Here is a 19,379-nt window from a genome sequence, read left to right as displayed (position 1 = left end):
GTTCAGCCTCCCTGGACGGCGGTGAGGATCTCGACCCGGTCGCCCTCGCCGAGCGCGGTGGCGGGCCACGAACTGCGCGGCACCACCGCCTCGTTGACGGCGGCGGCGACGCCGGTGTTGGCGGCCGACACCTCGGCGACCACCACGTCCAGCGTGGTGGCGGCGGGCAGGGTGCGCGGCTCGCCGTTGACGGTCAGGGCGATGGTGTTCATGCGGGGACCTTGGGGGTGAAGCGGTCAGGGGTGAAGTCGCGGGCCAGCGGCGGGAGTTCGCCGTCGGCCAGGTAGTCGGCGAGCAGGTCGGCGGTGACCGGGGTGAGCAGTACGCCGTTGCGGTAGTGCCCGGTGGCGGCGGCCAGCCCGTCCAGTGCGGTCGGGCCGAGCAGCGGCGCGTTGTCCGGGGAGCCCGGGCGCAGGCCCGCACCGGTCTCCACCAGCGGCAGTTCGGTGATGCCGGGCACCAGCTCGTGCGCGTCCCGGAGCAGCTCGTAGACGCCGCCCGCGGTGACGGTGGTGTCGTGGCCCAGCTCCTCGGTGGTCGCGCCGACCACCAGCTCGCCGTCGGCCCGCGGCACCAGGTACAGGTGCTGCCCGCGCACCACCGCCCGCACGTTCCGCGACAGGAACGGCCCGTGCGCGGTGGGCATCCGCAGCCGCAGCACCTGCCCCTTGACCGGGCGGACGGCCGGCAGCACCCCCGCCGGCAGGCCCGGCAGCAGGTGGCTGCGCGAACCGGCGGCCAGCACGGTGCGTCCCGCCGCCACCCGCTCGCCGGTCGACAGCCGCACGCCCGTCGCCCGGCCGTCCTCGACCAGCAGTTCGGCGGCCTCGGCCCGGTGGAACACCACGCCCGCCAGCGCGCAGCCGGCGACCAGCGCGGCGGCCAGCCGGCGGCCGTCCACCTGGTGGTCGTCGGCGACGTGCAGGCCGCCGCGCACGCCCGGCGCCAGCATCGGCTCCAGCCGGCGGCACTCGCGGCCGGTCAGCCACTCGGACGCCAGGCCCAACCGGCGGTGGAAGGCGTGCAGTTCGCGCAGCTCCGCGCGGTCGTCGGAGTCCAGCGCGACCGCCAGCGTGCCGGTGGCCCGGTAGCCGGTGTCCAGGCCGGTGAGCTCGGTCAGCTCGGCGGCGAAGGCGGCGTAGCGCTCGTTCGACGCCATCCCCAGCCGCAGCAACGGCTCCTCGCCGTACTGCAGTTCGGTGACGGGGGCGAGCATGCCCGCGGCGACCCGCGCCGCGCCGCCGCCCGGGTGCGGGTCGACCACCGCGACCGACAGGCCGCGCTGCGCGGCGCGCCAGGCGACACCGAGCCCGATGATGCCCCCGCCGACCACCAGTACGTCCAGCGCACGGGAATGTGCCACAGCGGTTGGATCTCCCTTCGCCGGCATGACCCGGATCAGGTTCGGACGGTCGCGGGCCGCCGCAGCCCGCCTCTCAGCCCGGTGCGCCGGGCTCCCGTGTGACGTAGTAGCCCCAGCTTAACGCCGGGTCCGTCCGCCCCCGAAGGCGCGTGGGTAGGGTGGACGCCGTGGCTGAGCTGAAGGCAACGGACCGGGTCGTCGTGGTCGGCGCGGGCATGGCGGGCGCCCAGGCCGCCCTCGGGCTGCGGCAGGGCGGCTGGCAGGGCCCGCTCGCCCTGGTCGGCGAGGAACTGCACCTGCCCTACGACCGGCCCCCGCTCTCCAAGGACGTGCTGCTCGGCAAGGCCGACGCCACCGCCTTCGAGATCGACTGGCACGGGCTCGGCGTCGACCTGCTCACCGGCCGCCGCGCCACCGGCCTCGCCGACGGCGTCCTGCGCACCGACCGCGGCGAACTGCCCTACGACGCCCTGGTGATCGCCACCGGCGCCACCGCCCGCACCCTCCCCGGCCTGCCCGGCGCCCGCACCCTGCGCACCGTCGACGACGCCCACGCGCTGCGCGCCGCGCTCACCCCCGGCCGCCGGATCGTGCTGGTCGGCGCGGGCTGGATCGGCGCCGAGACCGCCACCGTCGCCCGCGGACTCGGCTGCGAGGTCACGGTGGTGGAGGCCGCCGCCACCCCGCTGGCCGGCGCGCTGCCCGCCGAACTCGGCGCCCTGATGGCCGACTGGTACGCCGCCGCCGGGGTCGACCTGCGCTGCGGCGCCGCGGTGGCCGGCGCCGCCGACGGCGGGGTGCTGCTCACCGACGGCACCCACCTGCCCGCCGACGAGGTCGTGGTCGGCATCGGCGCCCGCCCCGCCACCGACTGGCTGCTCGGCGGCCCGCTCGTCCCCGACCCCGACGGCACGCTCCCGGTCGACGACCGGCTGCGCACCGCCCTGCCCGGCGTCCTGGCGGCCGGCGACTGCGCCGCCTACCCCTCCGCCCGCTCCGGCACCCGGCTCGCCGTCCAGCACTGGGACCACGCCCTGCACTCCGGCGCCGCCGCCGCGGCCTCCCTGCTCGGCACCCTCGACACCCCGTACGACCCCGTCCCGTACTTCTGGTCCGAGCAGTTCGGCCGGATGGTCCAGTACGCCGGGCGGCACGCCGGGGCCGACCACCTGCTGTGGCGCGGCTCCCCGTCCGACCCGGACTGGACGGTGCTCTGGCTGCGCGACGGCGCCCTGGTCGCGCTGCTCGCCGTCGACCGGCCGCGCGACCTGGCCCAGGGCCGCCGCCTGATCGAACGCGGCGGCGCGCTCGACCCGGCCCGCGCCGCCGACCCGGCCGTCCAGTTGAAGGCCGCCGCCCGGTAGCGCCTAGGCTGGGGGCGTGAGCGAGATTGATCCCAAGATTGACGCCCTGGTCCCCGCCTGGCTGTACCTGCCCGACATCTCGGAGCGGTGGGGCGTGGTGATCACCGAGGTCCGTGACATGGTGCGCAACCGCACCCTGCTGGCCGTCCGCCGCGGCCCCAACAAGTCCCTCCAGGTCCCCGCCGACTTCATCGAGGACGACGGCCCGGTCAAGCACCTGGTCGGCACCCTCACCGTGCTGCGCGACTGCGGGTTCTCCGACCAGGAGATCCTGGAGTGGATGTTCACCGAGGACGACTCCCTGCCCGGCAGCCCGATCCAGGCCCTGCGCGAGAACCGCGGCACCGAGGTCAAGCGCCGCGCCCAGGCCATGGCCCTGTGACGGCCCGGGAGCGCCTGGCGGACGCCCGGCTCTACCTCTGCACCGACGCCCGCCGCGAGCAGGGCGACCTGCCCGAGTTCCTGGACGCGGTGCTCGGCGGCGGCGTCGACATCGTCCAGCTCCGCGACAAGGGCCTGGAGGCCAAGCAGGAGCTGGCGCACCTGGAGGTCTTCGCCGACGCGGCCCGCCGCCACGGCAAGCTGCTCGCCGTCAACGACCGCGCCGACGTCGCGTACGGGGCCCGCCCCGACGTGCTGCACCTCGGCCAGGACGACCTCCCGGTGGCCGTCGCCCGGCGCATCCTCGGCGAGGACGTGCTGATCGGCCGCTCCTGCCACGCCGAGGGCGAGGTCGACACCGCGCTCACCGAACCCGGCGTCGACTACTTCTGCACCGGCCCGGTCTGGCCCACCCCGACCAAGCCCGGCCGCCACGCCCCCGGCCTCGACCTGGTCCGCTACGCCGCCGCGCGGCGCCCCGAGCGCCCCTGGTTCGCCATCGGCGGCATCGACCAGGACAACCTCCAGCAGGTCCTCGACGCGGGCGCCACCCGGATCGTCGTGGTCCGCGCCCTCACCGCCGCCGAGGACCCGGCCGCGGCGGCCGCCGCCCTGGCCGCCCGCCTGCGCTAGACCCTCCGGGCGGGAACCGTACGCGGGCGGTTCGCACTCCGTGCAGGCATGAACCTCACCGCGCCCGCCCGCCGGGCCCGCCGGGCGGCCCTGCTCGTTCCGGCGCTGCTCGGCGCCGCCGTCGTCGCCTTCCTGGCCCAGCGCCCGCTGGGCGGCCACCGCGCCGGGTGGAACGGCTGGGTCGGCACGGTCAACGGGATCGTCTTCCTGGCCGCGGCCGCCCTGCCGGTGGCGGTGCTGGCGGTCTGGGCGCTGGCCCGCCGCCGCCGGGCGGCCGGGGCGGAGCCGGGGTGGGCGCGGCGCTCGGCGCTGGCCGAGGTCGGCACGCTCTACGGGACGGCGCCCTGGGTGTGGATGATCCTGCTGCCGGGCGTCGACCCGGGCGGCCCGCGCCGCCGGGTCAACCTGGTGCCGCTGCACGACGTCGCGGAGATCGTCGCCGCCGGCCCGCCCGCCACCGCGGCGGCCCAGATCGTCGGCAACATGCTGGTGTTCGCGGCGCTGGGCTTCCTGCTCCCGGTGCGGTTCGCGGCGTTCGCCTCGGTGTGGCGGGTGCTGGCGCTCGGCGCGGCCTGCTCGGTGCTGGTGGAGGCGGCCCAGTACGCGCTGCGGCTGGACCGGGTCTCCTCGGTCGACGACGTGCTGCTGAACGCGGGCGGGGCGGCGCTGGCCGCGCTGGCCGCGCGCCGCTGGTGGCGGAGGGCCTGACCCGGGCCCTCCGTCAGTACTTGCGGACCGTCGCGGCGTCGGCCAGCGCCCGGAGCACCTCGCGGGTCGGGCCGTCGGCGACCGGGGCCGCGTCCAGGGCGTCCAGCGCCTCGGTGAGCAGCGCGTCGATCCGGGCCTCGACCAGGTCGGGGGCGCCGCTGAGGGTGATCAGGTCGCGCAGTTCGGCGATCTCGTCGGCGTCCAGGCCGGGGGCGCCGAGCCGGGCGTCCAGGTGCGCGGCGTCGGCCGGGCCCAGGCCGCGCACGGCGTGCGCGACCAGCAGGGTGCGCTTGCCCTCGCGCAGGTCGTCGCCGGCCGGCTTGCCGGTGACGGCGGGGTCGCCGAAGACGCCCAGCAGGTCGTCGCGGAGCTGGAACGCCTCGCCCAGCGGCAGGCCGAAGTTCCCGAGGGCGTCGACCAGGCCGGGGGCGGCCCCGGCCAGCAGCGCGCCGACCTGGAGCGGCCGCTCGATGGTGTACTTCGCGGACTTGTAGTGCAGGACGGTCCGGGCCCGGTGGACCGCCCCGTCGTCGGCGGAGTCGCCCGCGACCGGCTCCAGCACGTCCAGGTACTGGCCGAGCATGACCTCGGTGCGCATCAGGTCGAAGGCGGGCTTGGCGGCCGACACGGCGGCCACCGGCAGCCCCGAGCGCTGGAACAGCTCGTCGCACCAGATCAGCAGCAGGTCGCCGAGCAGCACCGCGGCGGACGCCCCGTACTGCTCGCGGTCGCCGCGCCAGCCGCCGGCCCGGTGCAGGTTCTCGAAGCGGCGGTGGACGGCGGGCAGGCCGCGCCGGGTGTCGCTGCGGTCCATCAGGTCGTCGTGCACCAGGGCGCTGGCCTGCAGCAGCTCCAGCGCCGCCGCCGCGCGCTCGATCCCGGGCTCGTCGGCGGCGCCGCCGGCCGCCCGCCACCCCCAATAGCAGAACGCCGGGCGCAGCCGCTTGCCGCCGTCGAGCAGGAAGTCGCGCAGCGCGTCGGCGACCGGGCCGAGCTGGTCGGAGATCCCGGAGAGCAGGGCCGTCCGCTCGACCATGAACGTGCCGAGGGTGCGGTTCACGCGGTCGCGCACGTCCTCCGCGTCGACGGGGTTGCGGGGAAGACGGATGGAGGAGGGCACCTGAGACTCCGGATCGAGGGGGCTGACAGTCAGATTAACGCTCCGGCCGGGGTGGCCCGTTCCACCCGCCGCCCGGCGGCCCTGAACCGTCCGGCCGAAAATCTCAAGTGGCGTCTCAGCCGGTGGACGGCGTTTGTCCGCGCCGAGCCGCCGACGGATAACCTTCCTGCATGGCACTCGGGATCCCCTCCACCAGAAGCGACCGCGCACAGACCGTGCGCGACCTGCTGGCCGCCGGCGACCGCTCCTTCTCCTTCGAATTCATGCCGCCGCGCAACGAGGACGGCGAGCGCAAGCTCTGGGACGCGATCCGCCGCGTCGAATCCCTGGAACCCAACTTCGTCTGCATGACGTACGGCGCGGGCGGCTCCTCGCGCGGCCGTACCGTCGACCTGGTCGGCCGGATCGCCACCGAGACCACCCTCACCCCCGTCGCCCACCTCACCGCCGTCGACCACTCGGTCGCCGAGCTGCGCAACATCATCGGCCAGTACGCCGACCAGAACGTGCGCAACGTCCTCGCGGTCCGCGGCGACCCGCCCGGCGACCCGATGGGCGAGTGGGTGCGCCACCCCGAGGGCGTCAGCTACGCCGCCGAACTCGTCGAACTCATCAAGGGCATCGGCGACTTCTGCGTCGGCGTCGCGGCCTTCCCGCAGATGCACCCGCGCTCGGAGAACTGGGACGACGACATCCGGCACTTCGTCGCCAAGTGCCGGGCCGGCGCCGACTACGCGATCACCCAGATGTTCTTCGAGGTCGAGGACTACCTGCGGCTGCGCGACCGGGTCGCCGCGGCCGGCTGCGAGACGCCGATCATCCCGGAGATCATGCCGGTCACCAACAGCCGCCAACTGGTGCGCTTCCCGCAGCTGTCCGGCTCCGCCTTCCCGGACGACTTCCGCCGCAAGCTGGAGGCCGTCGTCGACGACCCGGCCGCCGTCCGCGCCGTCGGCCTGGAGCACGCCACCAGCATGGCCGAACGCCTCCTCGCGGAGGGCGCCCCGGGCCTGCACTTCATCACGCTGAACCACTCCACCTCGACGCTGGAGATCTACCAGAACCTCGGCCTGCACACCCGCTGACCCGCTGCGCGGGGCTTTCGGGCGGGGCGCCGCCGGGAGTCGCTGCGCGGGGCGGGGGCGCCTCCGTGCCTGCTGACCGCTGCGCGGGGCTTTCGGGCGGTCGGAGGCCGCTGCGCGGGGCCCGGGGCGGGGGCTCGTGGGGGCGTCCGGGATGAGGTGGTGTTCGCCCGGAGGCTGTACAGTCGCCCGCAACCGCGCGGTGATGGTGGCGTCTGGAGGTTGCGGGGATGGGCATCGGGTACCTGCTCCTCTACGGCGCGCTCGGCCTGGTCGCGCTCTGGCTGACGGCCGAACTGCTGCTGCAGAACCGCGCCCCGCTGCACTGGCGGGCGCTCGCGCTGCTGGGCTTCCTGGGCGTGGTCGCCGGGATGCTCTCCTCCTCGGTGGCGGTGATAGTGGCGGGTGCCGCCGGGTTCGGGCTCGGCCAGCTGATGGTGACCAACTCGGTCAAGCGCGACCGCCCGGTGGGCTGGTCGCTGCGCCGCTCCGACGGCCGGCTGCCCGGCCCGCTGGCGAAGGTCCCGCTGCTGTCCGCCGCGACCGGCGGGACGGCCGCCGAGGTCGTCGCCGCGCAGCAGGTGGCGCCGGTCGGCGAGGTCGGCCCGGTCGAGGACGAGTCCGCCGACCACCGCGACTCCGCCGGCGGCCACGACCCGTACGCCCCTTACTCCCCGTACGACGCGCAGTCGGCCGGGTACGAGGAGTTCCAGCAGCTCGACGCGGGCGTCTACGTCCAGGAGCAGGCCGCCTACCAGGTCCCGCCGCAGCCGCAGTACGGCTACCAGCAGGACTACGGCTACCAGCAGCAGTACGCCCAGCCACAGCCGCAGCCCCACCAACTCCAGCCCCAGCAGCCGCAGTTGCAGCTGATCGGCTACGACCAGTACGGGCAGCCGGTCTACCAGGACCCCTACACCCAGCAGCAGTACCAGCAGCCGTACGTCCCGCAGCAGCCGCAGCCGCAGCCGCAGCAGGACCACGACTGGTACTACCAGCAGCAGTACTGACGCCCCGTCAGGCCGGGCCGAGCAGTCCGGCGGTGATCGAGGCGGACATGCCGACCCGGGCCAGCCCGCCGCCGGGGTGGGCGTGCGCGCCGATCAGGTACAGGCCCGGCCGGGTCGGCCCGTTGGCCTGGGCGAGGTGCCCGCCGGCCAGCGAGGGGGGCGGGACGGTGGCGGTCAGCCGGGTCTCGCGCCAGCGCAGCCGGGGGCGCAGGTCGAGTCCGGCGGCGGCCAGGTGGGCGAGCAACTCCCCGGCGTAGGCGTCCTGTTCGGTCGCGGCGAGGGTGAGGTCGGCGGGCACGGTGACGGTCAGCACGGCGGCCTCCGCGTCCGGGCCGGGGACGAGCGCGGGGTCGTCCGGGCGGAGCACCTGCACGGTGGGGCGCGGCGGCAGCGCGCGGTCGGTGAACACCGCGCGGGCCTCGGCGTCCGGGTCCGCGGCGTGCACCACGGTGCGGTGCGCGGTGCCCGCGGGGCGGGCGCCGTCCAGGGCGAGCAGCACGGTGAACCGGCCCGGCGCGGGGTCGGCGGGCGCGGTGACGCCCAGGCCGGGCACGGCGGAGAGCACCGCGTCCGCGGCCAGCACCCCCTCGTCCGTGCGCACGCCCACCACCCGCTCGCCGTCGAGTTCCAGGGCCCGCACGGGGGTGTCGAAGCGGAACTCCGCGCCGCGCTCGCCGCACCGCTCGAACACCGCGTCGGCGAGCGCCCGCAGGCCGCCGTCGACGTACCAGACGCCGAACGACTGCTCCATGTACGGCAGCACGGTCGCCGAGGCGGGCGCGGTCCGCGGGTCCAGCCCGTAGCGCAGCGCGTACTCGCCGAGCAGCGCCGCCGGGCCCGGCCCGCCGCCCAGCTCGCGGGCCGCGTCCGCGAGGGTCGGCCGACCGCGCGGCAGCAGCCGGGACAGGCCGCGGCGCGGCGGGGCCGGGTACGGGTCGGCCGGGTCGACCGCCGGGCGCGGTTCCTCCAGCAGCGGACGGCGGGTGGCCTCCCAGACCGTGCGGCCCCGGTTGAGCAGTTCGCCCCAGCGGGCGCCGCTGCCCGCCCCGAACGCGGCGTCCAGCGCCTGGCCGACCCCGCCCCGGGAGGCGTTCGGCAGCAGCAGTCCGGTGCCGTCCGGGAACAGGTGCCGGCTCTCCGGGTCCACCGGCCGCAGCCCGACCAGCCGTTCCAGCGGCTCCCGCCCGGTCTTCAGCGCCAGGTCCCGGTAGACGGCGGGCAGCGCGAGCAGCCCCGGCCCGGTGTCGAACCCGAACCCCTCCCGCCGGTACGACCCCACCTGCCCGCCGTGCGTCCCGGCCGCCTCCAGCACCGTCACCCGGTGCCCGAGGGTGGCCAACCGGGAAGCGGCGGCCAGACCGCCCATGCCTGCGCCGACGACGATGATCCGAGCCATGGCAGCAGATCCTATGCGCCCGGGCCCACCGCTCCGCCCGCCGCCACCGTCCCCGGCCCGGCCCCTAGCCCGCCGCCACCGCGCCCCCGGCCCGCCGGAGCGCCCGGCGCTCCTTGCGGCGCAGCCAGAACCGCCGGATCCGGGTGACCGCGAACCACACCACCAGCACGCCGAGGGCCAGCAGGACGGCGGCGGCCGAGGCGGCCAGCCAGGGGTGGAAGATCGCCAGGGTGACCAGGCCGGCCACCGAGAGGTCCTCGGCGAGGCTCAGCAGGATGTTGGAGGCCGGTTCGGGCGAGGTGTTGACGGCCATCCGCAGGCCCGCCTTGACGCAGTGGCTGACCAGGGCCGTCGTCCCGCCGACCGCGCCCGCGGCGACCTCGCCCAGCGAGCCCGGGTCGTGGGCGGCCAGCAGCGCGCCGACCGTCGCGCCCGCGACCGGACGGACCACGGTGTGCACCGCGTCCCAGACGGTGTCCACGTACGGGATCTTGTCGAGCACCGCCTCGCACAGGAACAGCAGCCCGGCGGCGAGCAGCACGTCGGTGCGCCCCAGCACCGGCGGCACCGAGTCGGCCCCGCCGAAGCGGCCGAACAGGCCGAGCAGCAGGACCACGGCGTAGGCGTTGATCCCGCTCGCCCAGCCGCTGGTGAAGATCAGCGGAACGGCCCCCACGTCGGCCCCCCTCCAGGCGTCCGCCCGGACCTCGGGCGGGACGCGCACACCGTACCCGGCCCGGCCCGCGGCGGGGGAGGGCGGGCGGACGGGGGGACTGAGTATCCGTACTCAGATCACCGGTTGAGTACCCGCACGGATACCCGCGGGCCCCGCGCGGCGGCAGAGTAGGGGGCACCGGGAAGGCCGCCGCCGGGCGGAGCCGCCCGGAGCGCTCGGGGTCAGGCCGCCGGTCAGGGGGAGCGACGGCCGACACCACGGCCCGGAGCGCGACCAGCGGCCGGAACGAGGGGCCCGGACACCGCCGACACGGGGCGGCGGAGTCCGGGCCCCTCCCCCAGGGGGGAGTTCCGGGGAGGCCGGCCGCGGGGGACGACGGAGCGGGGTCGGGGGGCCCCGGCTTGTCAGACCCCCCGTTCACGATGGATGCATGCGCGGACCGACCGGTCCGGGCAAGGTCCGGAGTGAACGGGGGAGACCCATGACCATCAGCCGTCCTGAGCCTGTCGCCCGCCCTGCCGTCGATCAACCCGCCGTCGAGCAACCCACCCTGCCCACCTCCCGCGGGGCCGACGCCCACCCGGTGCTGCGCCGCGCCGCCGCCCCGCCGGCCGCGCTCGAACTGCTCCGGCACGCGCACCGCACCCTGGTGCACGCCCGCGGCCGGCAGGACCCGCTGGAGCGCTACGCCACCGCCCACCTCGCCGCGCTGCGCGCCACCGCCGCCGTGCTCGCCGTCCGCGGCCGCCCGGTGGGGGGCCCGCGCCGCCGCCAGGCGATCCGCCCGGCCTGGGAGCTGCTGCCCGAGGTTGCTCCCGAACTCGCCGAGTGGGCCGCCTACTTCGCGGCCGGGGCGCGCCGCCGCGCGGCCGCCGAGGCGGGCATCGCCGGCGCCGCCGGCGAGCGGGACGCGGACGACCTGATCCGCAACACCGCCCTGTACCTGCGCATCGTGGAGCGGATCCTGGCCCTGCACCCCTGAACCCCGCTCCCGCCGCCCGGCGCCGCGCCCTGCGCCGGCACCGGTCGGTCTAAGGTGGGAGGCGTTCCCGCCGTGGAAGAACCGCCACGCGGAAGACCTGCCAAGAGGGGTGCCGCCTTGTATCCGACTCGTCCCCGCAGTGCGCTGCGTACCGCCGTGGTGTGGGAGGTGGTGCGGGAGGCGCTGGAGCGGCGCTCCGCCGCGCTCGGACGGCCGGTCCTGGAGGTCGTCGACACCGGCGGCGGCACCGGCAACTTCGCCGTGCCGGTGGCCAGGCTCGGCCACCGGGTGACCGTGGTCGACCCCAGCCCGGACGCGCTGTTCGCGCTGGAGCGCCGGGCCGCCGAGGCGGGCGTCACCGAGCTGGTCCGGGCCGTCCAGGGCGACACCCAGACCCTGCCCGAGCTGGTTCCGGCCGGGTCGGTCGACGCGGTGCTCTGCCACGGCGTCCTGGAGGTCGTCGACGACCCCGCCGAGGCGCTCGGCAACCTGGTGGGCACCCTCGGCGAGGGCGGCCTGGTCAGCCTGCTCGCCGCCAACCGCAACGGCGCGGTGCTGGCCCGCGCGGTGGCCGGGCAGTTCACCGAGGCCCGCACCGCGCTGGGCGCCGCCGACGGCCGCTGGGGCGCCGGCGACCCGATGCCCCGCCGCTTCACCGGCGAGCAGCTGGACGCGCTGGCCGCCGACGCCGGGCTGCGGGTCACCTCCGTGCACGGCATCCGGGTCTTCGCCGACCTGGTCCCCGGCGTCCTGGTCGACACCGAGCCCGGCGCGCTCGACGCCCTGCTCAAGCTCGAACTCGCGGCCGCCGAGCAGCCCGCCTTCCACGCCGTCGCCACCCAGCTGCACCTGCTCGCCGAGGTGATCTGACCCCCTGCGGGGGCACCAAGCGGGCCCCTGGCTCGTTGCAGGGGTGCGGGCCGCCGACGCGGTGGCCCGCACCACGCCTGATTGACCACGCCGAACCGCGGCCGTGGACCGTATGATCTGGGTAAAGCCGGTAAGCATGACGGCCAGACCGGTGGGGCATATGGACCACACAGGCCCGAGCCAGGGGTGGCGGACCGGTCGCCCCGCGACCGACGAGTAGGAGGACTCCGTGCCGCTCTCGGAGCACGAGCAGCGACTGCTCGAGCAGATGGAGCGAGCGCTGTACGCCGAAGATCCCAAGTTCGCGTCAGCGCTCGAGGGAACCGGCCTGCACACCTACACCCGTCGGCGGGTCTACCTGGCCGTTGCGGGGTTCGTGGCAGGCATCGCGCTGCTCATGGGCGGCCTGGTCGCGCAGGTCATCTGGGTCAGTGTGATCGGGTTCCTGGTGATGCTCGGTTGTGCGGTCCTCGCGGTCACCGCGTGGCGCCGCGGCCCGGCCGGGCACGGCCCACGACAGGCGGCAGCGCCACGCCGGAAGTCCGGCGTCGTGGACCGAATGGAACAGCGCTGGCAGCGGCGCCGCGACGAACAGAGCGGCCTGTAGCAGCGATCCTCCGACACCAGGTGATCAGCACCGCGTGACCGGCAGAACGTGATCCGCCCTGGGAGGGGCTCTCCTCCCAGGGCGGATCTCTGCGTGCCGGGGGCTACCCCCGCTTCTTGCGGCGCAGCCGCCGGAACGGCCCGGCCAGCGCGGCCCGGACCGCCGCCACCCGTTCGGCCGTGCGCTCCCGGCGGGCCGCGGCCCGGTCCTGGGCGCGCCACCACAGCCGCACCGCGGAGGCGGGCAGCAGCAGCGCGCGCAGCCGCCGGGTCCGGGTGGCGCGCACCAGCAGCGCCTCGCGGGCGGTGCGGACGTCGGCCCCCAGGTGCGGGGGCGCGTCGGACTCGCGGGCGTACATCACCCGCTCGGTGGCGAGGGCGACCCGGCCCGCGGCGGCCGCCGATTCCGGGTCGAGCCGGACGTCCGCGGCCAGCCGGCGCACCGCGTTGCCCGGGGTGCGGGCCTCGTCCGGCGGGATGCCCAGGTCCCAGGCGGAGTCGACGAGTTCGGCCCAGGCGGCGAGCACCTGCTCGTCGGTCAGCCGCGGCCCGTCGGCGCCGGGCTGGTGGCGGCCGGCGCCGAGGCGGCGGCGGCGCAGCCCGGCGCGCCAGAACATCGGGAAGGACAGCGCCGCCAGCACCACCAGGACGCCCAGCACGGTCAGCAGGACCGGCCAGCTCCGCCACCAGGACGTCTCGACGGCCTTGTGCTCGACCACCGCGCTCTCGTCGCCGCAGTCGCCCAGCTGGTGCTGCTGCGGGGGGCAGCTGCTGGAGGCGGACGGCTGGGCGGAGGGCTGCGCGCTCGGCGCGGCGCTGCTGGGCGCGGTGCTCGGCGCGCTGGTGGGCGCGGTCTGCTGCACGGAGTACAGCGGGGTGGAGCCCCGGGTCGGGGTCGGCTCGAAGCGCATCCAGCCGTAGCCGTTGAAGTACAGCTCGGGCCAGGCGTGGTAGTTGGAGCTGCGCACCACCCGGTCGCTGCCGTTGCCGCTGCCCGGGGTGAAGCCGATCGCGACCCGGGACGGGATGCCCAGCGAGCGGGACATCGCGGCCATGGTGGCGGCGAAGTGGACGCAGAAGCCCTCCTTGTCCTGGAGGAACTTGGCGATGGCGTCCGGCCCGGTGCGCGAGTCGATCTTGGTGTTGTAGGTGAAGCCGCCGCTGGTGAAGTACTGCTGCAGCGCGACGGCCTGGTCGTACGGGGTGGTCTTGCCCCTGGTGACGTCCCGGGCGGTGTCGGCGACCACCGCCGGCAGGTTGGACGGCAGGCCCAGGTAGCGCTTGCTGATGTCGGCGGGCGGGGCCCCGGCGGCGCGCAGCTGGGCCGGGGTGGCGTTGACCGACACCGAGCCGACCGAGTAGGTCATCCCCTTGCTCTTCTGGCCGTTCACGCCGCTCACGGTGCGTCCGACCGGGTCGAAGCGCCAGTCGGTGGTGGACGGCAGCTCCACCCAGGACATCGGGTAGGGCATCGGCAGCCAGGCGGTGCTCAGCTGGTCGGAGACCGTGACGGTGGTGCGGACCGAGGTGGTCGGCAGGTTCGGCAGCAGGCCCTCGGGGCCCGGCACGGTGGTCGGGATCGGCTGCAGGTCCTGCCGGCCGGTCAGCCACTCCTCGCCGTTGAACTCGCTGAGCTCGGCGATCCGCAGGTAGAGCTGGTCGACGTCGGGCGAGTCGGTGGAGAAGGTCAGCAGCTCGGTGTCGTCGCTGGAGCGCAGGTTGGCGGTGAGCGCGACGACCAGGTTCAGCGAGCGCTCGTCGCTCCCGCCGTTCCCGCTGCCGCCGCCCCGGCTGTCGTGGTTGCCCAGGTCGCCGAACAGGCCGGTGCCGACCGCCGGGACGAACACCGGCAGCAGCACGGCGGCGGCCAGCGCGATCACGCCGATCCGGCGGCCGCCGTTGGACAGCGCCACGGCGGAGCGGCCGGTGCCGTGGAAGACCCGGCCCCAGCGGGTCAGCCGGTCCTGGCCCTCGACGTACAGCAGGCCCAGGTAGCCCGCCGCCGCGAGCAGGAACCACAGCCACAGGCTCCCCGGCGAGTCGGCCAGGCCGCCGGCCACCGAGTACAGCGCGAGCAGCGGCAGGCCCGCGGCCGCGGCCCGGCGGTAGGTGACCGCCAGCGCGTCGACCAGCACGGCCACCAGGGCCACCGAGCCGACCACGATCAGCCGCAGGCCGTCGGTGGCCGGGGCGGGGATCGCGTACTCCTGGACGTCGGTGCCGCCCTGGGTCAGCAGCGAGGAGACCGCGTCCAGCGCGCCCGGACCGGGCAGCAGGCCGAAGCTCATCGAGGACTGCACGCTGGTGAGCAGCAGCACGTACAGCACCACGACCAGCTGCAGCGGCGGCACCAGGGCCCGGGGCAGCGGCAGGGCGCGCAGCCCGGCCCCGGCGCCGGCCGCGACGGCGACCATCAGCAGCCAGTGCGGGGCCAGCGCGGAGGCGTCCTGGAACAGCGGGGACAGGCAGAGCGCGGCCAGGGCGGTGGCCAGGGCCGCGCAGAGCGTCAACTTGGCCCGGGTGGTCAAGCGCCGACCTCGTCTCGGTAGGGAACGGAGTTGTTCTGGGTGCGGTCGGCGGCCCGCCACAGGGCGGGCAGCGAGTCGCCGGCCCGCACCGGCAGCACGGTCCAGCCGGACTCGCGCAGCCTGGTCACCCGGGCCTCGACCTGCGCGTCCGCGGTCTCCGGCAGCAGGTGCCGCAGGCCGGACCAGGTGCCGGTGTCCAGCAGCAGGACGACGGCGCCGCCGGTGCGCCGGCGCAGCCGGGCCAGCCGCTCCACCTGCTCCTCGTCCAGCTCGCCGACGACCGCGACCAGCAGGCCCTCGCCGCCCAGGCGCAGCACCTCCTCGGCGCGGGCCAGGGTGCCGGCGTCGGAGAGCTCGACCACGGCCAGCGCGTCCAGCAGCATGCCGACGGACTCGGCGGCACCGGTGCCGCCGCCCACGCCGGGGTCGGGCACCGAGCGGCCGGTGTCGGTGAGCAGCCGGGTGCGGTAGCCGCGCTGCACCAGGTCGACCGCGACCGAGGCGGCGCAGGACACCGCCCACTCGAACGAGGAGGCCGGGCCGGAGCCCCGGTGCGCGGTCTCCCGGGTGTCCAGCAGCACGGTGGCGCGGGCCTGCAGCGGCTGCTCCTCCCGGCGGACCATCAGCTCGCCGTAGCGGGCGGTGGACTTCCAGTGCACCCGGCGCAGGTCGTCGCCGTGCCGGTACTCGCGCGGGATGACGTCGTCGTCGCCGGCCAGCGCCAGGGTGTGGCTGTTGGAGTCGCCCTGCCCGGTGGACTCGCCGGGCAGCCGGACCGGCGGCAGGTCCTGGACCTGCGGGACGACGGTGAGCACGTCGGCGGCGCTGAACGCGCGGGTCAGCTCGCACATCCCGAACGGGTCGGACAGCCGCAGCTGCAGCGGGCCCAGCGGGTAGCGGCCGCGCAGGTCCGAGCGGACCCGGTAGGACACCTCGCGGAAGCCGCGCGGCTCGACCCGGTCCAGCACGAAGCGCGGGCGCGGGCCCAGCACGTACGGGACCTTGTCCTCCAGCAGCAGCAGGCCGGTGGGCACCCGGGAGACGTTGTCCAGCCGCAGGTGCACCCGGGCCTCCTGGCCGGCCGCGGCCCGGTGCGGGCTGAGCCGGCGGCCGGAGGCCACCCGGTAGCGGGTGCGCACCAGCATCCCGGCGGCCGCCAGCGGCAGCACCGCCAGCAGCACGCCGACCTGGAACAGCGCGGCCTGGCCGAACGCGAACGCGCAGAGCGCGGCGGTCACGCCGGCCGCCAGGAAGGAGCGCCCCCGGGTGGTGAGTCCGCGCAGCGCGGCGCGGACCCCGTTGGCGCGGGTGGGCCGCGCCACCTCAGCGGCCCTGCGGGCGCGGGATCGGCAGTCGGGCCACCAGGTCGAGCACGACCTGCTCGACCGTGCGGCGGCTCAGCTGGGTCTCCGAGGTCGGCAGCAGGCGGTGCGCCAGCACCGGGGCGGCCAGCACCTGGATGTCGTCCGGGAGCACGTAGTCGCGGCCCTCCAGGGCGGCGTGCGCGCGGGCCGCCCGGACCAGGTGCAGGGTGGCCCGGGGGGAGGCGCCGAGCCGCAGTTCGGGGCTGGTGCGGGTGGCGGCGACCAGGTCGACGGCGTAGCGGCGGACCGGGTCGGCGACGTAGACGGTCTTCACCAGGTCGATCAGCTTGAGCAGGTCGGAGGCGTGCGCGACCGGCTGCAGGTCGTCCAGCGGGTTGGCCGCGGAGTGCAGGTCGAGCATCGCGAACTCGGCCTCGGCGCTGGGGTAGCCGATCGAGATCCGGGCCATGAAGCGGTCCCGCTGGGCCTCCGGAAGGGCGTAGGTGCCCTCCATCTCGACCGGGTTCTGGGTGGCGATCACCATGAACGGCGAGGGCAGTTCGTGGGTGGTGCCGTCGATGGTGACCTGGCGCTCCTCCATCGACTCCAGCAGCGCGGACTGGGTCTTCGGCGAGGCCCGGTTGATCTCGTCGCCGACCACGATCTGCGCGAAGATCGCGCCCGGCCGGAACTCGAAGTCGCGCTGGTGCTGGTCGAACACGTTGGTGCCGGTCACGTCGGACGGCAGCAGGTCGGGCGTGAACTGGATCCGGCGCACCGTGCAGTCCACCGAGCGGGCCAGCGCCTTGGCGAGCATGGTCTTGCCGACGCCCGGCACGTCCTCCAGCAACAGGTGGCCCTCGGCGAGGAGCACCGTCAGGGCGATCCGGACCGCCTCCGGCTTGCCCTCGATCACGCTTTCCACGGACTTCCGGACCCGGTCGACCACCGCCGCCAGTTCCGCCATCCCGGCTGATTCCCGCCGGTCGTAGCGGCCCGGCTCCGGCTGTTCCGTGCCCTGCCCGTTGATGGTCGTCACCCGTAAGCTCCCATGTTGCACAGTCGCCGGGCGGCTGGTTCGAGCCCGGCCCACCCCGAATACCTGGCGCATTCTTCCCTGTCCCACGGCCAGAAGTCACCCGCCCGGGCGACACGCGAAGGCTGTCCCGGTTTGGGACGGGGTACGGGCCCCCGCGGTTCGCCGCGGGAGCGGGCAATCCCGCGGAGCCGCCCGTCCGCCGTCCGCCGCGGACAGCGGTTCGAACGGCTTCGCCCCGGTTCGCCCGGCGCACCCGCCGCCACCCGCGCCCCGCCCCCGGCGGGCCCCGCCGACCCCCGCCCACCGGCCCGACCTGCGCGAACCGGTACGGCCGCCCGGGTGGTGCGCCGGAGCGGGGCGTTGACTGGCGGGGCGCGGACGATAGGCTGCAGGCGCAGTGGAGCACGGCGGACGGCGCCCGGGGATCGGGCGGTCCGGCCGCTCTCCGCGCCGGGCCCGCCCCGTACGCAGCCCGCGGCCTCCTCCCGCTCCGTGCCCACCTGGCGCACCTTCCCCGGTGCCGGGCGGTCGCTCCTTCCCCCGAGCGAGCGGGCGGGGACCACGGGCGGCGTGCGGCCCGGCCCGCCCGGTGCGCGAGAATGGCCCGGCCACACCGCACCTGAGGAAGGGCCCCGCCCCCGTATGAGTACCGACAGCCCCGCCCCCCGGCACATCCCGGTGATGCTGGAGCGCTGCCTGGACGCCCTCGCTCCGGCGATCTCGGCGCCCGGCGCCGTGGTGGTGGACGCCACCCTGGGCCTGGGCGGCCACAGCGAGGCCCTGCTGACCCGCTTCCCGGACGTCCGCCTGATCGCCGTCGACCGCGACCCGCAGGCCCTGAAGCTCTCCGCCGAGCGGCTCGCCCCGTTCGGCGACCGGGCCACCCTGGTGCACGCCGTGTACGACGAGATCCCGCGCGTCCTCGACGAGTTGGACGTCCCCGAGGTGCAGGGCGTGCTGTTCGACCTCGGCGTCTCCTCGATGCAGCTGGACGAGGCCGACCGCGGCTTCGCCTACGCCCAGGACGCCCCGCTGGACATGCGGATGGACCAGACCCGCGGCATCTCGGCAGCCGAGGTCCTCAACACCTACGGCCACGGCGACCTGGCCCGGATCCTCAAGGTCTACGGCGAGGAGCGGTTCGCCGGGAGGATTGCCTCCGCCGTTCTGCGGGAACGCGAGCGGGAACCGTTCACCAACAGCGCTCGTCTTGTGGAGTTGGTCCGCAACGCCATCCCGGCGGCCACCCGGCGCACCGGCGGCAACCCGGCCAAGCGGACCTTCCAGGCGCTGCGGATCGAGGTCAACGGCGAGCTGGAGGTGCTGGACCGGGCGATCCCCGGCGCGCTGGACGCCCTCGCGGTGGGCGGCCGGATCGTGGTGATGTCCTACCAGTCGCTGGAGGACCGCCTGGTGAAGCAGTACCTCCAGGCGGGCGCCACCTCCACCGCCCCGCCGGGCCTGCCGGTGATCCCCGAGGAGCTCCAGCCCTGGCTGAAACTCCTCACCCGCGGGGCCGAACTGGCCACCGAGGCGGAGATCGAGGAGAACCGGCGCGCCGCGCCCGTGCGGCTGCGGGTGGCGGAGAGGATCAGACGGACCCGGAGGTAGCCAGCCGCCGGGAGCAGCGGAGCGAAGGGGAGTGGAGCGGTGCCGGTGGCCGGCGAGCGGACCCGGGGGAGCGTCCCCGGGCAGGGGGGCAGGGCACGGATCACCGTCCGGCCCGGGGCGCGCTCGATGCGGGGACGCACCCCGTTCGCGGTGCTGGTGGTCGCCCTGCTGTCGGCCGGGCTGCTCGGGCTGCTGATGCTCAACACCGCCCTGAACGAAGGGTCGTTCACGCTCGCCCGGCTCAAGAAGCAGACCACCGAGGCCACCGACCGGCAGCAGACCCTCCAGCAGCAGATCGCCGAGCAGTCCGCGCCCGACGCGCTGGAGCAGCGGGCCCGCGCGCTCGGCATGGTGCCCGGCGGCGACCCGGCCTTCCTCAACCCGGACGGCACGGTCACCGGCACCGCCAAGCCCGCCCAGGACAAGCCGCCGGTGCCGCGCCCCAGCAGCGCCGACCCCTCCGCCTCCGCTTCCGCCTCCGGCTCCGGTGCCCCCGCCGCGGAGCCGACCGCCGACCCCACCGCCTCCGGGTCCGCGTCCGGGTCCGCCCAGCCGGGCGCGGGCGCGTCCCCCGCCGACCCCGGCATCGACCTGGCCCCGGCCCCGCCCGCCAGCCCGTCCGCCGGGGCGCAGCGGTGAGCCGCCCGCCCGGCGACGCCCCCCGCCCGCGCCGCACCCCCGCCGCCGGCTCCGGCCGCCCGCAGCC

Annotated in this window: 19 protein-coding genes and 1 riboswitch; of the genes, 11 read left to right on the top strand and 8 right to left on the bottom strand. The window is 76.0% G+C overall.

All coding sequences use genetic code 11. From position 1 onward, the window contains the following. Positions 1-2 precede the first annotated feature (2 nt). Together thiS and thiO are read right to left on the bottom strand one after the other, a co-directional pair. On the bottom strand, positions 3-212 hold the full coding sequence (gene thiS / locus ABD345_RS24200; protein WP_014135290.1) for a sulfur carrier protein ThiS: 210 nt from the start codon (positions 210-212) through the stop codon (positions 3-5). Beyond that, positions 209-1,363: a glycine oxidase ThiO gene (gene thiO / locus ABD345_RS24195; protein ID WP_344554698.1), complete on the bottom strand. Its 1,155-nt coding sequence runs from the start codon at positions 1,361-1,363 to the stop codon at positions 209-211. Before thiO ends, thiS begins: the two co-directional genes overlap by 4 nt. Then, a riboswitch (TPP riboswitch) is annotated at positions 1,359-1,471 on the bottom strand. Its footprint overlaps the gene before it by 5 nt. Positions 1,472-1,521: 50 nt before the next feature. On the opposite strand from thiO, the gene ABD345_RS24190 reads away from it, so the two are divergent. From ABD345_RS24190 to ABD345_RS24175, 4 genes are read left to right on the top strand one after another with little or no spacing between them, the layout of a single operon-like run. Continuing rightward, positions 1,522-2,727, top strand: coding sequence for an NAD(P)/FAD-dependent oxidoreductase (locus tag ABD345_RS24190; RefSeq protein ID WP_344554697.1), 1,206 nt, complete (start codon positions 1,522-1,524; stop codon positions 2,725-2,727). A gap of 16 nt (positions 2,728-2,743) precedes the next feature. Further along, positions 2,744-3,109, top strand: coding sequence for an Rv2175c family DNA-binding protein (locus tag ABD345_RS24185; RefSeq protein WP_033216844.1), 366 nt, complete (start codon positions 2,744-2,746; stop codon positions 3,107-3,109). After that, positions 3,106-3,741 (top strand): thiamine phosphate synthase, encoded by a 636-nt coding sequence (gene thiE, locus ABD345_RS24180; RefSeq protein ID WP_344554696.1) that lies wholly within the window; start codon positions 3,106-3,108, stop codon positions 3,739-3,741. Before ABD345_RS24185 ends, thiE begins: the two co-directional genes overlap by 4 nt. A 48-nt stretch (positions 3,742-3,789) precedes the next feature. Continuing rightward, on the top strand, positions 3,790-4,449 hold the full coding sequence (locus ABD345_RS24175) for a VanZ family protein (protein WP_344554695.1): 660 nt from the start codon (positions 3,790-3,792) through the stop codon (positions 4,447-4,449). 13 nt (positions 4,450-4,462) lie between these two features. On the opposite strand, the gene ABD345_RS24170 is transcribed toward ABD345_RS24175, so the two are convergent. Further along, positions 4,463-5,569, bottom strand: a complete 1,107-nt coding sequence (locus ABD345_RS24170; protein ID WP_344554694.1) for a polyprenyl synthetase family protein — start codon at positions 5,567-5,569, stop codon at positions 4,463-4,465. Between the two features lie 170 nt (positions 5,570-5,739). Here ABD345_RS24170 and metF point away from each other — a divergent pair, with 170 nt between their 5' ends. Together metF and ABD345_RS24160 are read left to right on the top strand one after the other, a co-directional pair. Next, positions 5,740-6,654, top strand: coding sequence for a methylenetetrahydrofolate reductase [NAD(P)H] (metF, locus tag ABD345_RS24165; protein WP_344554693.1), 915 nt, complete (start codon positions 5,740-5,742; stop codon positions 6,652-6,654). Positions 6,655-6,881: 227 nt separating this feature from the next. Next, a complete protein-coding gene (locus tag ABD345_RS24160; RefSeq protein WP_344554692.1) occupies positions 6,882-7,661 on the top strand; it encodes a hypothetical protein in 780 nt (259 codons plus the stop codon). Between the two features lie 7 nt (positions 7,662-7,668). Here ABD345_RS24160 and ABD345_RS24155 read toward each other — a convergent pair whose 3' ends face one another. Further along, positions 7,669-9,057 carry a phytoene desaturase family protein gene (locus tag ABD345_RS24155; protein ID WP_344554691.1) on the bottom strand — a complete coding sequence of 463 codons (1,389 nt, stop codon included), beginning with the start codon at positions 9,055-9,057 and terminating at the stop codon, positions 7,669-7,671. Positions 9,058-9,121: 64 nt separating this feature from the next. Further along, positions 9,122-9,733, bottom strand: a complete 612-nt coding sequence (locus ABD345_RS24150) for a DUF4126 domain-containing protein (protein WP_344554690.1) — start codon at positions 9,731-9,733, stop codon at positions 9,122-9,124. 481 nt (positions 9,734-10,214) lie between these two features. Between ABD345_RS24150 and ABD345_RS24145 the strand changes: the two genes are divergently transcribed. From ABD345_RS24145 to ABD345_RS24135, 3 genes are all read left to right on the top strand, one after another. Next, positions 10,215-10,715, top strand: coding sequence for an SAV_6107 family HEPN domain-containing protein (locus tag ABD345_RS24145; protein ID WP_344554689.1), 501 nt, complete (start codon positions 10,215-10,217; stop codon positions 10,713-10,715). A 117-nt stretch (positions 10,716-10,832) separates the two neighbouring features. Then, positions 10,833-11,585, top strand: coding sequence for a methyltransferase domain-containing protein (locus tag ABD345_RS24140; protein ID WP_344554688.1), 753 nt, complete (start codon positions 10,833-10,835; stop codon positions 11,583-11,585). Between the two features lie 229 nt (positions 11,586-11,814). Beyond that, a complete protein-coding gene (locus ABD345_RS24135; RefSeq protein WP_033216855.1) occupies positions 11,815-12,192 on the top strand; it encodes a DUF3040 domain-containing protein in 378 nt (125 codons plus the stop codon). A gap of 103 nt (positions 12,193-12,295) precedes the next feature. Here the strand turns inward: ABD345_RS24135 and ABD345_RS24130 are convergent, their stop codons facing one another. The 3 genes from ABD345_RS24130 to ABD345_RS24120 are packed head-to-tail and all read right to left on the bottom strand — an operon-like array spanning position 12,296 to position 16,990. Then, positions 12,296-14,719, bottom strand: coding sequence for a transglutaminase TgpA family protein (locus tag ABD345_RS24130; RefSeq protein ID WP_344554687.1), 2,424 nt, complete (start codon positions 14,717-14,719; stop codon positions 12,296-12,298). Then, complete coding sequence (locus tag ABD345_RS24125) at positions 14,716-16,041, bottom strand: DUF58 domain-containing protein (RefSeq protein ID WP_344554686.1); 1,326 nt, start codon at positions 16,039-16,041, stop codon at positions 14,716-14,718. The genes ABD345_RS24130 and ABD345_RS24125 overlap by 4 nt, the downstream gene beginning before the upstream one ends. A 1-nt stretch (position 16,042) precedes the next feature. Beyond that, positions 16,043-16,990, bottom strand: a complete 948-nt coding sequence (locus tag ABD345_RS24120; RefSeq protein WP_344554755.1) for an AAA family ATPase — start codon at positions 16,988-16,990, stop codon at positions 16,043-16,045. Positions 16,991-17,704: 714 nt separating this feature from the next. On the opposite strand from ABD345_RS24120, the gene rsmH reads away from it, so the two are divergent. Further along, positions 17,705-18,673 (top strand): 16S rRNA (cytosine(1402)-N(4))-methyltransferase RsmH, encoded by a 969-nt coding sequence (gene rsmH, locus ABD345_RS24115; RefSeq protein WP_344554685.1) that lies wholly within the window; start codon positions 17,705-17,707, stop codon positions 18,671-18,673. 126 nt (positions 18,674-18,799) lie between these two features. Beyond that, complete coding sequence (gene ftsL / locus ABD345_RS24110) at positions 18,800-19,312, top strand: cell division protein FtsL (protein ID WP_344554684.1); 513 nt, start codon at positions 18,800-18,802, stop codon at positions 19,310-19,312. Positions 19,313-19,379 lie beyond the last annotated feature (67 nt).

Source organism: Kitasatospora saccharophila (assembly GCF_039529925.1).
In the GTDB taxonomy this organism is placed as follows: domain Bacteria; phylum Actinomycetota; class Actinomycetes; order Streptomycetales; family Streptomycetaceae; genus Kitasatospora; species Kitasatospora saccharophila.
The sequence above is the reverse complement of the archived record's forward strand: the minus strand, read 5'-3'. Positions and strand labels throughout refer to the sequence as shown.